This window comes from Kitasatospora sp. NPDC093806 (assembly GCF_040683335.1).
Lineage (GTDB): Bacteria > Actinomycetota > Actinomycetes > Streptomycetales > Streptomycetaceae > Kitasatospora.
The window spans coordinates 42,288-55,278 of record NZ_JBFBDO010000054.1 but is presented as its reverse complement, the minus strand read 5'-3'; the positions used below and the strand labels follow the sequence as shown (position 1 = coordinate 55,278).

13 protein-coding genes and 1 pseudogene are annotated in these 12,991 nt (G+C 75.0%); 6 read left to right on the top strand and 8 right to left on the bottom strand.

What is annotated here, in order from left to right; all coding sequences use genetic code 11:
- The 4 genes and pseudogenes from AB0N76_RS23985 to AB0N76_RS23970 all read right to left on the bottom strand — a co-directional run.
- Positions 1-579: pseudogene (locus AB0N76_RS23985) on the bottom strand (hypothetical protein); the annotation flags it as partial.
- Between the two features lie 237 nt (positions 580-816).
- The gene (locus AB0N76_RS23980) at positions 817-1,263 is read right to left on the bottom strand and encodes a DUF6113 family protein (RefSeq protein ID WP_363560090.1); all 447 of its coding nucleotides are present in this window, start codon (positions 1,261-1,263) and stop codon (positions 817-819) included.
- Positions 1,260-2,234: an N-acetyl-1-D-myo-inositol-2-amino-2-deoxy-alpha-D-glucopyranoside deacetylase gene (gene mshB / locus AB0N76_RS23975; RefSeq protein WP_363560088.1), complete on the bottom strand. Its 975-nt coding sequence runs from the start codon at positions 2,232-2,234 to the stop codon at positions 1,260-1,262. Before mshB ends, AB0N76_RS23980 begins: the two co-directional genes overlap by 4 nt.
- A gap of 31 nt (positions 2,235-2,265) precedes the next feature.
- Positions 2,266-2,460, bottom strand: coding sequence for a DUF2304 family protein (locus tag AB0N76_RS23970; RefSeq protein ID WP_344344199.1), 195 nt, complete (start codon positions 2,458-2,460; stop codon positions 2,266-2,268).
- Between the two features lie 360 nt (positions 2,461-2,820).
- On the opposite strand from AB0N76_RS23970, the gene AB0N76_RS23965 reads away from it, so the two are divergent.
- The 5 genes from AB0N76_RS23965 to AB0N76_RS23945 all read left to right on the top strand — a co-directional run bounded on the left by AB0N76_RS23965 (position 2,821) and on the right by AB0N76_RS23945 (position 8,303).
- The gene (locus AB0N76_RS23965; RefSeq protein WP_363560086.1) at positions 2,821-4,974 is read left to right on the top strand and encodes a prolyl oligopeptidase family serine peptidase; all 2,154 of its coding nucleotides are present in this window, start codon (positions 2,821-2,823) and stop codon (positions 4,972-4,974) included.
- A gap of 159 nt (positions 4,975-5,133) precedes the next feature.
- On the top strand, positions 5,134-6,084 hold the full coding sequence (locus tag AB0N76_RS23960) for an ABC transporter ATP-binding protein (protein WP_363560084.1): 951 nt from the start codon (positions 5,134-5,136) through the stop codon (positions 6,082-6,084).
- A complete protein-coding gene (locus AB0N76_RS23955) occupies positions 6,084-6,806 on the top strand; it encodes an ABC transporter permease (protein ID WP_363560082.1) in 723 nt (240 codons plus the stop codon). The genes AB0N76_RS23960 and AB0N76_RS23955 overlap by 1 nt, the downstream gene beginning before the upstream one ends.
- 8 nt (positions 6,807-6,814) lie before the next feature.
- A complete protein-coding gene (locus AB0N76_RS23950) occupies positions 6,815-8,071 on the top strand; it encodes a histidine kinase (protein ID WP_363560080.1) in 1,257 nt (418 codons plus the stop codon).
- A gap of 49 nt (positions 8,072-8,120) precedes the next feature.
- On the top strand, positions 8,121-8,303 hold the full coding sequence (locus AB0N76_RS23945) for a hypothetical protein (protein ID WP_363560078.1): 183 nt from the start codon (positions 8,121-8,123) through the stop codon (positions 8,301-8,303).
- On the opposite strand, the gene AB0N76_RS23940 is transcribed toward AB0N76_RS23945, so the two are convergent.
- Both AB0N76_RS23940 and AB0N76_RS23935 read right to left on the bottom strand, forming a co-directional pair.
- Positions 8,263-9,012 (bottom strand): GNAT family N-acetyltransferase, encoded by a 750-nt coding sequence (locus AB0N76_RS23940; protein ID WP_363560076.1) that lies wholly within the window; start codon positions 9,010-9,012, stop codon positions 8,263-8,265. The two genes, AB0N76_RS23945 and AB0N76_RS23940, sit on opposite strands and share 41 nt — an antisense overlap.
- Positions 9,013-9,269: 257 nt before the next feature.
- Entirely contained in the window at positions 9,270-10,217 is a 948-nt protein-coding gene (locus AB0N76_RS23935; protein ID WP_363560074.1) for a MerR family transcriptional regulator, read from the bottom strand.
- A 76-nt stretch (positions 10,218-10,293) separates the two neighbouring features.
- On the opposite strand from AB0N76_RS23935, the gene AB0N76_RS23930 reads away from it, so the two are divergent.
- On the top strand, positions 10,294-10,926 hold the full coding sequence (locus tag AB0N76_RS23930; RefSeq protein WP_363560072.1) for a response regulator transcription factor: 633 nt from the start codon (positions 10,294-10,296) through the stop codon (positions 10,924-10,926).
- 13 nt (positions 10,927-10,939) lie between these two features.
- Here AB0N76_RS23930 and AB0N76_RS23925 read toward each other — a convergent pair whose 3' ends face one another.
- Positions 10,940-11,818 carry a transglutaminase-like domain-containing protein gene (locus AB0N76_RS23925; protein WP_363560070.1) on the bottom strand — a complete coding sequence of 293 codons (879 nt, stop codon included), beginning with the start codon at positions 11,816-11,818 and terminating at the stop codon, positions 10,940-10,942.
- A 96-nt stretch (positions 11,819-11,914) separates the two neighbouring features.
- Entirely contained in the window at positions 11,915-12,937 is a 1,023-nt protein-coding gene (locus AB0N76_RS23920) for a GNAT family N-acetyltransferase (protein ID WP_363560068.1), read from the bottom strand.
- Between the last annotated feature and the right edge of the window lie 54 nt (positions 12,938-12,991).

The window sequence follows — 12,991 nt, the reverse complement described above, 5'->3', positions numbered from 1 at the left end:
CTTGGCGCCGGCCGGGGCGGCGGGTCCGGCACCGGCGGCGGGGGCGGCCGGAGCGGCCGGGGCGGCCGTCGCGCCGACCGGGGCCGGGGCGGGGCCGTCGGCCGGGCCCTTCTTCTGCCGGGGGCGGAACCACGCGCCGGTCGACTCGGCCTCGGAGGTGGCCGGCGGGATCTCCCACTCCGGCGGCAGGTTCGGCGGAGTGGCGGCGCGCGCGCCGCCGTCCACCACGCCGAGCACCGGGGAGGTGGGCGCGGCGGAGCGGTGCCGGGGGCCGGCCGGCTCGGCGGGCGCCGGGGCGTCCTCGGCGGTGCCGTCCTCGTTCTTGACCGTGCTGCGGACCACCACCGGGGGGATCGGGCGCGAGCCGGGGATGTTGATCCGGACGCGGGTGGTGAGGGTGGTCTCGGTCTTGGGGGCGTCGTCCTCGCCCTCCGGAGCCGAGCCGTTGGCGGTGCCGGCACCCGTCCGGTCGCCGTCGGCGAAGCCCGGCGTGCCGTAGGGCGGGGTGCCCGACGGGTAGGCGTCCGGGCCCGTGCGCCGAGGCGTCGGGTGGGCGTTCTCAGATTCGCGGCTGCTCAATGCTGCTCTGCTCCGGGTTCGCGGGCCGGGCCGTGCGGCGCGACCGCGGTTCGTCGGCGCCGGGCCTCACGGGCGGCGTCGGGTACGGCGTTCTGCGGCACCACCATACTGGGAAGAACCGAGCGGTGAACCGGTTCGGATAGAACCCGATACGTCCGGTTCTTCCGGTATGAGAGTACGACCGGGTGGTCCTGACTGCTCGTCGTACCGGCCACCGTACGCGGCGGCCGGTACGGGTCAGCGCGGCGGGCCCGGCACCCCGGGGAACCAGCTGGTCCGGGTGGGCAGGGTGGCGCAGATCACGCCCAGGATCGAGCCGACGAACAGCCAGGCGAGCGACGTGGCATTGGTCCAGAGCACGTTGTCCCCCTCCGGGCGGGGGACCATCACCAGCAGCAGTGCCAGGAACCAGCCGGCCGCGGGCACCGCCGCGCCGAGCCGGGTGCCGGTCACCCGCAGGCCGCCGTAGAAGGTGGCGGCGGTGGCGGCGAGCGCCAGCAGTACCCCCACGGGTGGCCACAAGGCCTGCACAAATGCTCCGCATACCGACACCGCGATGCCGAGCAGGAAGAACAGGACATAAGCCGCGATCCGTGCGAGGCGCGGGGGCTGGGGCTCGTTCAGCCGCTCGTCCCGGGTGCCGAGGACGGCCGCCGGGATCGAGCGGCGCGCGGGCGGGGTCATCGGGCGTGCTCCTCGACGGTGTCGGTCGGCGCGGTGCCGGTCGGCGCGGTCCTGTCCGGGGCCGTCCCGGCCGGGACCACCTCGTCCGGGGCCGCCTCGGCCAGGCCGGCGAACAGGTCGGTCTCCGGCAGCTCCGGCCCGGCCTGGCCGTGCACCAGCTGGTAGTACTCGGTGCCGAGCAGCGGCTGGCCGAGGTGGTTGGAGAGCCCGAACGACGCCCCGCGCACGGTGATCTGGGTGGCGTGCGCGGCCATCGCGGCGGCCTTGCGGTCCGCGTACGCCTCGCCGTCCAGCACGGTGGTGACCACCTCGTCGGCGACCACCCCCGGGATGTCGGCGGGCCGGGCCACCCCCGGGAACGCCGCCTGCGCGGCGGTGGCGGCGAGCGCCCGGTCGAGCACCGAGCGGGGCATCCGGTTCCAGTACACCTTGGCGATCCGCCAGGCCGGGCCCAGCTCGGGCCGGTACGCCGGATCGGCGGCCAGCTCGTGGGCGCGGGTCGCGACCCGGTGTGCCTGGATGTGGTCGGGGTGCCCGTAGCCGCCGTCCGGGTCGTAGGTGACCAGCACCTGCGGGCGCACCTCGCGGACCACCGCGACCAGCCGGCCGGCCGCCTCGTCCACGTCGGCCCGCCAGAAGCAGCCGGGCGCGTCGTTCTCGGGCACGCCCATCATCCCGGAGTCGCGGTAGCGCCCCGGGCCGCCCAGGAAGCGGAAGTCGGCGACCCCGAGCTCGGCCATCGCCGCCGTCAGCTCGCCGATCCGGTGCCCGCCGAGGGTGTCGTCCCGATCGGCCGTCAGATGGGCCAGCTCCGGCGGGATCACCTCGCCGCCCTCGCCGAGGGTGCAGGTCACCAGGGTGATCTGGGCGCCCTCGGCGGCGTACCTGGCCATGGTGGCGCCGTTGTTGATCGACTCGTCGTCGGGGTGCGCGTGCACCAGGAGCAGGCGGCGGCCGGTAGTCGAGGTCATGGGGGGAAGCCTAACGACCGGCCGGGGAGGGTCAGAGCCTCAGACCGTTGATCATCCCGGCCAGGTTGCTGGTGACCTGGCTGATCGAGGGAGCGATGGAGCTGGACGCCAGGTAGAAGCCGAGCAGCGCGCAGACGATCGCGTGCGCGAGCTTCAGGCCGGAGCGGCGGATCAGCACCACCACGATGACCAGCATCAGCATGGCTGCGGAGATGGACAGGGCCATGGCGGCTCACACCCCTTTCCGGGTGCACCGCCCTCCGGCGGAGGGACGGCGGTCGGACCGTGCGGGACTCGCGGTCGGGTGACGGGGTCGCGTCGGGTGACGGTCTTCGCGTCGGGTGACCGTTTCGCTTCGGGTGACCGGGGCCCGGGACGGGGCCTGGCGATCACTCGTGCACCAGTCATACCCGATGGGTGAGGGTGTCATTACGGTCGGTGAGTCCGCACACCCCGGGGCACGGTGGCACCGGTGGGGCGCATGGGCCGGTCGGAGGGGGTGCGGACCCCTTCCGGGCGTACTTGCGCCCGATGCTCCGAACGAGTGATCACCATCGGCCGACCCCGGGTCGTAGGGTCTGGTGCCATGACCACCCACACCTCAGCGGACACCTTCCCGAGGCAGTACGCGCGCACCCTGCGCTACACCGTCGGCGCCCCCCGGTCGTTCTCCGTCACACCCGACGGGGCCCGGGTCGTCTTCCTGCGTTCGCGGTCGGGCAGCGACCGCGCCAACCTGCTCTGGACCCTCGACACCGCCACCGGCGAGGAGCGGATCGCCGCCGACCCGGTGGCCCTGCTCGGCGGCGGCGAGGAGGACCTCTCCCCGGCCGAGAAGGCCCGCCGCGAACGCAGCCGCGAGGGCTCGGCCGGCGTCGTCGGCTACGCCCTGGACGGCACCGGCACGCTCGCCGCCTTCGCCCTGTCCGGCCGCCTGTTCACCGCCGACCTGGTCGCCGGCACCAGCACCGAGCTGCCCGCCGAGGGCCCGCTGCTCGACCCGCGCCCGTCCCCGGACGGCACCCACGTGGCGTACGCCAACACCGCCGGCGAGCTGCGGCTCACCCGGACCGACGGCACCGCCGACTGGGCCTTCGCCCAGCCCGACGGCCCGGGCGTGACCTGGGGTCAGGCCGAGTTCATCGCCCAGGAGGAGATGGGCCGCGACCGGGGCTACTGGTGGTCCCCGGACAGCGACCGGCTGCTGGTCGAGCGGGCCGACGACACCCCGGTGAACCGCTGGTGGATCGCCGACCCGGCCAACCCGGACCGCGAGCCCGCCGAGGTCGCCTACCCGGCCGCCGGCACCGCCGACGCCGAGGTCGGCCTCTGGGTGCTCGGCCTGGACGGCACCCGCACCGAGGTGCAGTGGGACCGCGCGGCCTTCCCCTACCTGGCCCGGGTGCACTGGTCGAAGGGCGGCGTGCCGCTGCTCCTCGTCCAGGCCCGCGACCAGCGCGCCCAGCGGATCCTCGGCTTGGACGTCGCCACCGGCGCCACCGAGGTGCTGCACGAGGAGCACGACGACACCTGGCTGGAGCTGTTCCAGGGCGTGCCGGCCTGGACCCCGGACGGCAAGCTGGTCCGGATCTCCGACGAGTCCGGGGCCCGCTCCCTGGTGATCGGCGACCAGACCGTCACCGGGGCCGACCTGCACCTGCGCTCGGTGCTCGCGGTCACCGCCGACGAGGTCTTCTTCACCGCCTCCGGCGGCACCGCCGAGACCGACCCCGAGCCTGGCTGGGTCGCGGTCGGCCGGATCGGCCACGACGGCAAGCGGCTCGGCTGGGAGGCCGCCAACGGCCGCCCGTTCACCTCCGTCACCACCGCCGTGCACGCGGCCGGCATCACCGTCCGGGCCACCGCCGAGCCGGACCTGCCCGGCACCCTGGTCCAGGTCGCCCGGGACCTCCCGGAGGGCGTGGTGGTGGACGACATCGCCACCATCGCCTCGTACGCCGAGACTCCGGTGATCACCGCCCGCCCGGTGTTCCGGTTCGCCGGCGAGCGCCGCATCCCCGCCGCCGTCTTCCTGCCCACCGGCTACGACCGGGAGCGGGACGGCCTGCTGCCGGTCCTGATGGACCCGTACGGCGGCCCGCACGGCCAGCGCGTCGTCCAGGCGCACAACCCGCACCTCAACTCGCAGTGGTTCGCCGACCAGGGCTTCGCGGTCGTCGTCGCCGACGGCCGGGGCACCCCCGGGCGCGGCCCGGCCTGGGAGAAGTCGATCGCCTTCGACTTCGCCGGCGCCACCCTGGACGACCAGGTCGACGCCCTCCGGGCGCTCGCCGGGGAGTTCCCGCTCGACCTCGGCCGGGTCGCCATCCGCGGCTGGTCGTACGGCGGCTACCTGTCGGCGCTCGCCGTGCTGCGCCGCCCGGACGTGTTCCACGCGGCGGTCGCCGGCGCGCCGGTCACCGACTGGCGGCTGTACGACACCCACTACACCGAGCGCTACCTGGGCCACCCGGCCGAGAAGCCCGAGGTGTACGACGCCAACTCGCTGACCGGCATGGCGCCCGGGCTGGAGCGGCCGCTGATGATCATCCACGGTCTGGCCGACGACAACGTGGTGGCCGCGCACACCCTGCGGCTGTCCTCCGCGCTGCTCGCCGCCGGCCGCCCGCACACCGTCCTGCCGCTCTCCGGCGTCACCCACATGACGCCGCAGGAGGAGGTCGCGGAGAACCTGCTGCTGCTCCAGGTCGACTTCGTGAAGCGCTCCCTGGGGATCTGACCTGCGGTTTCGGTGGCCGGTACCCGTGACACGGGTACCGGCCACCGGCATGACATCCGTCATGCCGAAGGCAGGACGGCGGCCACTGCCGCCGCACCCCGGCCGGGCGGGACCCTGAGGTGGCACGAAGGACACCACCACGGGGAGAGGACCGGGACGATGGGCGCGGAGGTAGCCGCCTTCCGGGGCGTCAGCAAGAGTTACGGACGGGTGCGGGCCGTGGACGGCCTCGACCTCGTCCTGCGGCCGGGCGAGACCGTCGCCCTGCTCGGCCCGAACGGGGCCGGCAAGTCCAGCAGCCTCGACCTGCTGCTCGGCCTGCGCGAGCCCGACCGGGGCAGCGTCACGCTGTTCGGCGGCAGCCCGCGCGCCGCGATCGCGGCCGGCCGGGTCGGCGCGATGCTGCAGAGCGGCGGCCTGATGGCCGAGGTCAAGGTCCGCGAGCTGGTCAAGCTCGCCTGCGCCGTGCATCCGCGCGGCCGGTCGGTCACGGGGGTGCTGACCGACGCGGGGATCACCGAACTCGCCGAGCGGCGGGTCGACAAGCTGTCCGGCGGCCAGGAGCAGCGGGTCCGCTTCGCCCTCGCGATCGCCGGCGCCAACGACCTGATCGTCCTGGACGAGCCCACCACCGGCATGGACGTCACGGTCCGGCAGTCCTTCTGGGCGAGCATGCGGGCGCAGGCCGACGCCGGCCGCACCGTCCTGTTCGCCACCCACTACCTGGAGGAGGCCGACTCGATCGCCGACCGCGTCCTCGTCCTGCACCGGGGCCGGCTGATCGCCGACGGCAGCTCCGCCGAGATCAAGGCCCGGGCCGGCGCCCGCCGGATCACCTTCGAACTGCACGAGGCGGACGGCCCGTTCGACGAGGCGCCGCTGCGGCGGCTGCCCGGCGTCCAGGCGCTGGAGGTCTCCGCCCGCGTCCCCGGCGTCCGGACGGTGCGGATCCGCACCGCCGACGCGGACGCCGCGGCGGCCGCCCTCTACCGGGCGGGCCTGTACCCGCGCGGCCTGGAGGTCACCGGCCTCGGCCTGGAGCAGGCCTTCCTGACCATCACCGGCGAGCAGGACGCCGCCGTCGCCGATACCGCGCTGGAGCGTGTGTGATGACCACCCTGATCCTGCTGGAGATCACCCGGACCCTGCGCAACCGCAGGTACCTGCTGTTCACCGTGCTCTACCCGGCGCTGATGTACCTCTTCTTCATCCACGCCTACGGCACGAGCCAGCTGGCCGGCGGACTGCCGGTGAAGACCTACTTCATGGTGTCGATGGCCACCTTCGGCGCGGTCGGCGGGGTGCTGACCGGCAACGCCCAGCGGATCGCGCTGGAGCGCAAGAGCGGCTGGGTGCGGCAGCTGCGGCTGACCGCGCTGCCCGGCCGGGCGTACACCGCCGCCAAGATCGCGGCCACCGCGGTCACCACGCTGCCGGCGATCCTGGTGGTCTTCGCGGTCGGCGCCGGCCAGGGCGTCCGGCTGTCGGCGGCGCAGTGGGCCGGCCTGGCGCTGGCGCTCTGGCTGGGCAGCTTCGTCTTCTCCGCGCTCGGTGTCGCGCTCGGGTACGCGGCCGCGCCGGACTCGGTGCAGACCGTCGTGATGATCGCCTACATGGCGATGGCGCTGTTCGGCGGCACCTGGTTCCCGGTGACCGGCTCGCTGGAGCGGTTCGCCCGGTTCAACCCGGTGTACCTGTACAACCAGCTGGGCACCTTCACCCAGCCCGGGCACTCGCTGGACACCGTCGCGGTCGCCGGACTCGCCGCCTTCCTCGCGGTGTTCGTCGCCGCCGCGGCGACGCTGTACCGGCGCGACACCCGCCGGGCATGATGATCGACATGACCGACCCGCGCCGCACCCACCGCCCCGACGAGCAGCCGGAGGTGGGTGTGGCGCGCGCGTCCTTCATGAACGTCCCCGGCTCCCCGGTGGAGACCCGGCGCCAGCTGCTGGTCAAGATCGCCTGGATGATGCTGTGGATGATCTACCTGGGCTACCCGGTGGGCGACCTGCTGAACGGCGACCACGGCCCGGGCGCCCGGGTGCTCGGCTGGAGCTGCCTGGCCTTCTTCGTGGCCGGCTACATCCTGCTGGTGATCTTCCGCTCGACCGCGGGCATGCGGCCGCGGGCCTGCCAGGCGGTCGTCGCCCTGATGGTGGTGCTCGCGGTCACCGCCGCCTTCGTCCTCGGCGCGTCCTTCCTGAGCATGCTCATCTACGCCTCGGTCTGCGTCGCGATCATCACCCCGGCCCGCTACGCGCTGGCCGCGCTCGGCGGGATGGCCGCGCTCACCGCGGTGACCGGCGTGCTCAGCCACGCCGGCGTCGACCTGATCTCGACCTTCACCCTCAGCGCCTTCCTCTCCGGCCTCGCGATGGTCGGCCTCCAGCGGCTGGTCGCCACCATGAAGGAGCTGCGCGAGGCCCGGGCCGCCGTCGCCCACCTGGCCGCCTCGGAGGAGCGGCTGCGGCTCGCCCGCGACCTGCACGACCTGCTCGGGCACTCGCTGTCGCTGATCACCCTGAAGAGCGAGCTGGCCGGGCGGTTCATGGACGCGGGCAAGGACGAGGCGGCGCGGGCGCAGGTCGCCGACATCGAGAACGTCGCCCGGCAGTCGCTGATCGACGTCCGGGAGGCCGTCACCGGCTTCCGCCGGCCCACCCTGCCGGTCGAACTGGCCGCCGCCCGGACCGCGCTGGCGGCCGCCCAGGTCACCCTGGAGGCCTCGCCCGACCTGGTCGACGCCTGGCCGGGACTGGCCGCCGAGGAGGCCGGCGCGCTCGCCTGGGCGCTGCGCGAGGCGGTCACCAACGTCGTCCGGCACGGCGAGGGCGCCACCGTCTGCACCGTGCGCGCCGACGAGACCTGGGAGCACGACGGCGAGCGCTACGCCGTCCTGGAGATCACCGACGACGGGCGCGGACCGGGCAAGTCCCAGCCGGGCAACGGGCTCTCCGGGTTGGGGGAGCGGCTGGCCCTGGTCGGCGGCCGGCTGGAGACCGGACCGGGCGAGCGCGGCAAGGGCTTCCGGATCCGGGCCGCGGTGCCGCTGCGGACGGCCGCCGTCGCCCCGGAGTCATCCAAGGCCCCGTAGGGCGTGTCTTCCGCGTCGGCGGGAACGGACGGCGGGCAGCATGACGGCCATGTCGAAGCCTGCCGTGCTGGTGCTCGCCGTCCTGCTCCTGTCGCTGCTCCCCTGCGCCGCGCTCACCAAGGCCGGCGGTGCGCGCGCGGGGGCGCCGCGGGTGACCGGCTACTTCGCGCCCGCGCCGCTCGACGACCCCGCTACCCGCGCTCGAACCGGGCCCGCCGACCGACCTCGGTGAACCCCAACCCGCGGAAGAGGGCGGCCGAGGCCGGATTGTTCACGTTGACGTCCAGGAACACCTCCGCGTCCCCGCCCGCCCGCAGCCGCTCCAGCGCCGCCACGGCCAGCGCCCGGGCCAGACCCCGGCGCCGCCACGCCGGAACCGCCCCGACCTGCACCAGGAAGCCCTCGGCGCAGGCCACGAACCCGACCGCCGCCCCGCTTCCATCGAGGGCCACCAGCGAGGCGCCGGGCCGGAAGTCGTCCTCGACCAGCCAGTCCACCCACTCCTCCCGCGTCCACCCCGGGAAGCCGGGCCGGTCCGCGAACGACGCCCGGTACGCCTGGTAGAACGCCTCTTCCGTCGCCTCCCCCCACTCCTCGACCCGCACCCCCTCCGGCAGGGCGACCGCCTCCACCGCCTCCCTCAGCCGGAACACGTCCTCCGCGAACACCATCCGCAGCCCCCGCGACCGGAACAGCTCCTCGGCGGCGGGCGTCAACGCCTCCGTCTCCACCCGCACCCGGCCCTCGGCCGCCGCCAGCAGCCGGTCCAGCAGCGCCCCGCCGACCCCGCGCCCGCGCCACCGCGGATCCACCACCCCCACCACGGCCGACCCGCCGTCCACCGGCCGCACCGCCCCGCAGGCCACCAACCGCCCGCCCTCGTACGCCCCCACCCCGCCCGAGCCGTACCGCCGCCCCAGGAACCCCACCTCCCCGGTCACCGGCAGCCCCCCGTCCACCACCAGAGCACGCCGCACCACCCCCCGCACCGCCCCGAGCTCCGCAACCCCCAACTCCCGCCACTCCACACCCGTCTCCCTCGCACCCGGAAAGCCCGCCCACCCGAATGCCACCCCCCGGAGCGGACGAACGCAAGCGAGTTACCGCCCCCCGGAGTAGGAAGTCGGCCGGTCCGACTTCCTACTCCGGCGAAAGCGATTCGGGGCGGTTTTCGGGCCGAATTCCCGGTCCGACGGCGTCAGACGCGGGTGCGGAGGGCGGTGGTGAGCCAGGTGAAGACGGCGTGCAGGCTTTCGGGGCGGGGCCAGCCGTTGATCACCGACAGCAGGTGCCAGTAGCGCTCGGCGCGGGGGTCGTCGGCGGTCTCCAGGCGGCCGAGGAGCCAGGTCCGCAGGGCGGTGTCGTCCGGGCGGGCGAAGGTGGCGGCGTACGCGGCGGTGAGGGTGTCGACGACGGCGTCGGCGGCCGGGGAGTCGGGGGCGACGCCCGCGTCGAGGGCGGCGGTGACGGTGCTGCGGACGGTCTCGGTGAGGGCGCCGTGCAGGCCGGTGTCGTCGCCGGCCGCGCGTTCGGTGGCCTGGTGGACGGCCATCCGGCGGATCGCGGCGCGGAAGTCGGCGTCCTGCACGAGCTCGCCCAACTCCACCCAGGCGTCGACCTGTTCGGCGCTCGGATCGTCCGGTAGCTCGGGCATCGCGGAGCGCATCATGGCGACGAACTCCGGGTTGGCGTCCAGGCCGCCGAAGGTGGCGTCGATGAAGTCGTGGACGAGGCGCCGGCGTTCGGCGTCGGACAGCTTGGCGAGCTTGTGCATGAGTCTCATCTCCTCGGTCGTGGAACCGCGTTCGGCCACCGTCCGCAGCACGGCCCGGCGCAGCCGGAGCGTGCGGATCTGCACGTCCAGCGCGTCGGCGTGCGCGGCGGCGACCTCGCGCAGCGGGGCGGTGCGGTCCAGCACCCGCCCGATGGTGGCCAGGTCGAGCCCCAGCTCCCGCAGCGTGCGGACCAGGTCGAGCCGGGCCAGGGCGTGCACGTCGAAGCGCCGGTACCCGGCCGCCGTGCGGTCGGTGGGCGGGACGAGCCCGCTGTCGGCGTAGAACCGGACGGCCTTCACGGTCAGCCCGGTGCGCCGCGCCAGCTCTCCGATGGAGTACAGGGAGTCCAGGGTGTCGTCGTCGTCCCGCATGGGACCAGCCTGGCGTCTCCCCCCACGGGAGACTCAAGGGGGTTCCGCCGGGCGGGACGCCTTAGGGTCGGGCGCTATGAGTGAGAATCAGGGCGGTCCGGGGTCCGTGCGCGTGCTGCTGGCGGAGGACCAGGGGATGGTCCGGGAGGCGCTGGCGGCGCTGCTCGGGCTGGAGGGGGACATCGACGTCGTCGCCCAGGTGGGGCGCGGCGACGAGGTGGTGGACGCGGTGCTCGCGCACGACGTGCAGGTCGCGGTGCTGGACATCGAGATGCCCGGGATGACCGGCATCGAGGCCGCCGCCGAGCTGCGCCGGCGGGCGCCGGGGACCAGGGTGGTGATCGCGACCACCTTCGGCCGGCCGGGCTACCTGCGGCGGGCGATGGAGGCGGGCGCGGACGCGTTCCTGGTGAAGGACGCCCCGGCGGCCGAGCTGGCCGAGGCGATCCGCCGGGTGCTGCGCGGCGAGCGGGTGATCGACCCGGCGCTGGCGGCGGCCGCGCTCGCGGAGGGGGCGAACCCGCTGACCGCCCGGGAACGGGACGTGCTGGCGGCCGCGGCGGACGGCGCGGTGAACGCGGACATCGCCAAGCGGCTGCACCTGTCGGAGGGGACGGTGCGCAACTACCTGTCGATGGCGATCCAGAAGACCGAGGCCCGCAACCGCACCGAGGCGGTCCGGATCGCCCGCGAGAAGGGCTGGCTGTAGACCCCGGGCGGCCCTAGTTCAGCCGGTGGCGGGCCGCGCGGGCGTCCTGGCGGACCTTGGCGGCGGTGTCGGGGTCGAAGGCGTCGAGGATCTCGGCGTAGCCGTCCATCTCCTCCGCGCCGCCCAGGAAGTCGCCGGTGCGGACCAGGAGTTCGGCCCGTTCCAGCCGGAGCTGGGCGGGGTGGCGGGGGAGCAGCAGGGCGAGTTCGGTGGCCCAGAGCTGGGTGCGGGCGTGTTCGGGGCGGTCGGCGGCCCAGGCCCGGATGTTGCCGAGGACCCGCAGGACGAGGTCCAGGGGCTGGGCCGGGGTGAGCATCTCGGGGGTGAACTCGTGGCCGGCGGCGCGCACGAGTTCGGTGGTGTCGTCGAGGTCGAGCAGCCGGCCGCCGTGGAACGGGTCGGCGAGCACGTACTCCTCGCCCTCGCCGGGGCCGCCGACGGCGACGACGACGTGGCCGGGCAGGGCGATCGCGTGCACGGTGAGCCCGGCCCGCCGGCCGACGGCCGTCCAGACCAGCGCGAGCATGATCGGCAGCCCGCGCCGGCGCCGCAGCACCTCGGGCAGCAGCGAGGACTCCAGCCGCCGGTAGTCGGACTGCTGCCCGTGGAAGCGTTCGCGTCCGCCGAGGACGGCGGCGAGCAGCGCGGCGGTCTCCTCCGGTCCGGCGGGGGCCCGTTCGGCGACCGCGGTCCGGACGGCGGCGGCGTGCCGGGCCAGGGCGGCCTCGCAGGCGGCGAGGAGGGCGTCGACGGCGGGCGGTTCCTCCGGGCCGTCCGGGCCGGGGACGGGTTCGGGGACGTGCTCGGCGGCGGCGAGCAGGCAGAGCAGCACCGGATCGGGGTGCTCGGCCCGGGCCTCGGTCCGGAAGCGTGCTCTGCTCTGCTCGGTCACGGCGGTGGCGGCGGCTTTCGTACGGTCGGACAGACGGCAATTCAGACAAACGGGAAATCGGTAAAGCGCAAGAATGGCGGAAAACGCCGGTGCCCCCTACCCCTGGGGCAGGAGCGCGTAGTGGTAAGTGTGACTGGTCGTGAAGCCCAGTCCGTCATAGAGCGCGATCGCGCCCGCGTTCTCGGCCTCCACCTGCAGGTAGCCGCCGATCGCGCCCTCCTCGGCGGCCCGGGCGGCCAGCACCGCCATCACCGCCGTGGCCAGCCCGGCCCGCCGGGCGTACGGGGCGACCTCGACCGCGCCGAAGCAGGCCCACGGTCCGTCGACGACGCAGCGTCCGATCGCCAGCGGCGGCTGCCCGGCCTCCCCGGGCACGCTGGCGAACCAGACCGACGGCCCGCCGTGGATCACCGCGCGGGCCGCCTCCTCCACCGCCGGGTCGTCGGTGACCCGCCGGTACAGCGACAGCCACGGCGCCCCGGCGGTCCGGGCCAGCCGGACCCGGTCGACGGCCGTCGGCAGCCCGGCCCGGACCAGCCCGCCCAGCGGCGCGACCCGGACCAGGGTGGGCGAGTACGCGGCGCCCAGCCGGTCGAGCTCGGCGACCAGCGCCTCCGGCGAACCGGGGGTGCTGACCTCCACCCAGGCCGGCAGGCCGCGCGCCGCGTACCACTCCCGCACCGCCGCCAGCGCTTCGTCGAGCGGCCGCCCGGGGTCGCCGAGCGCCTGGACGGAGTTGGCCCGCCGGGTGAACCCGGCCGCGGCGCGCAGCGTCCACCCGCCCAGCGGCGCCTGCTCGACGGCCGGCCAGCCGCGCGCGGCGATCCGCTGGAGCTCGGCCGGGCCGGTGTCCGGCAGCGCCGCCCGCCGGGCCGGGAACAGCGGCACGGCCTTGCCGGCGACCAGCAGCCGCTCGTCGAAGGAGACCGGGTCACCGGTCCGCGGGGCCACCGTCAGCCCCCGTTCGTCCCAGGAGGTGAGCACGCCGATCAGGTCGCGGAACACCGGACGGCCGTCCCCGGCGAACCCGTCGAGGCGCCGGACGGAGACCCGCCGGCCCACATCGGAGCGGTCCACCCGGACCTCCGGACGGTCCTGAACCGGCCCTTCGACGGCCATCTGGGCACCTCCTGTGCATTTGCGGTCTCCGACCCGCGATACTAGGGGCGGGCA

Bases quoted from the DNA above. Each gene is read 5' to 3' on its own strand.
- AB0N76_RS23920 (WP_363560068.1), bottom strand. From the start codon at position 12,937: ATGGCCGTCGAAGGGCCGGTTCAGGACCGTCCGGAGGTCCGGGTGGAC.
- AB0N76_RS23980 (WP_363560090.1), bottom strand. From the start codon at position 1,263: ATGACCCCGCCCGCGCGCCGCTCGATCCCGGCGGCCGTCCTCGGCACC.
- AB0N76_RS23960 (WP_363560084.1), top strand. From the start codon at position 5,134: ATGGGCGCGGAGGTAGCCGCCTTCCGGGGCGTCAGCAAGAGTTACGGA.
- mshB (WP_363560088.1), bottom strand. From the start codon at position 2,234: ATGACCTCGACTACCGGCCGCCGCCTGCTCCTGGTGCACGCGCACCCC.
- AB0N76_RS23970 (WP_344344199.1), bottom strand. From the start codon at position 2,460: ATGGCCCTGTCCATCTCCGCAGCCATGCTGATGCTGGTCATCGTGGTG.
- AB0N76_RS23935 (WP_363560074.1), bottom strand. From the start codon at position 10,217: ATGCGGGACGACGACGACACCCTGGACTCCCTGTACTCCATCGGAGAG.
- AB0N76_RS23950 (WP_363560080.1), top strand. From the start codon at position 6,815: ATGACCGACCCGCGCCGCACCCACCGCCCCGACGAGCAGCCGGAGGTG.
- AB0N76_RS23945 (WP_363560078.1), top strand. From the start codon at position 8,121: ATGTCGAAGCCTGCCGTGCTGGTGCTCGCCGTCCTGCTCCTGTCGCTG.
- AB0N76_RS23965 (WP_363560086.1), top strand. From the start codon at position 2,821: ATGACCACCCACACCTCAGCGGACACCTTCCCGAGGCAGTACGCGCGC.
- AB0N76_RS23955 (WP_363560082.1), top strand. From the start codon at position 6,084: ATGACCACCCTGATCCTGCTGGAGATCACCCGGACCCTGCGCAACCGC.
- AB0N76_RS23930 (WP_363560072.1), top strand. From the start codon at position 10,294: ATGAGTGAGAATCAGGGCGGTCCGGGGTCCGTGCGCGTGCTGCTGGCG.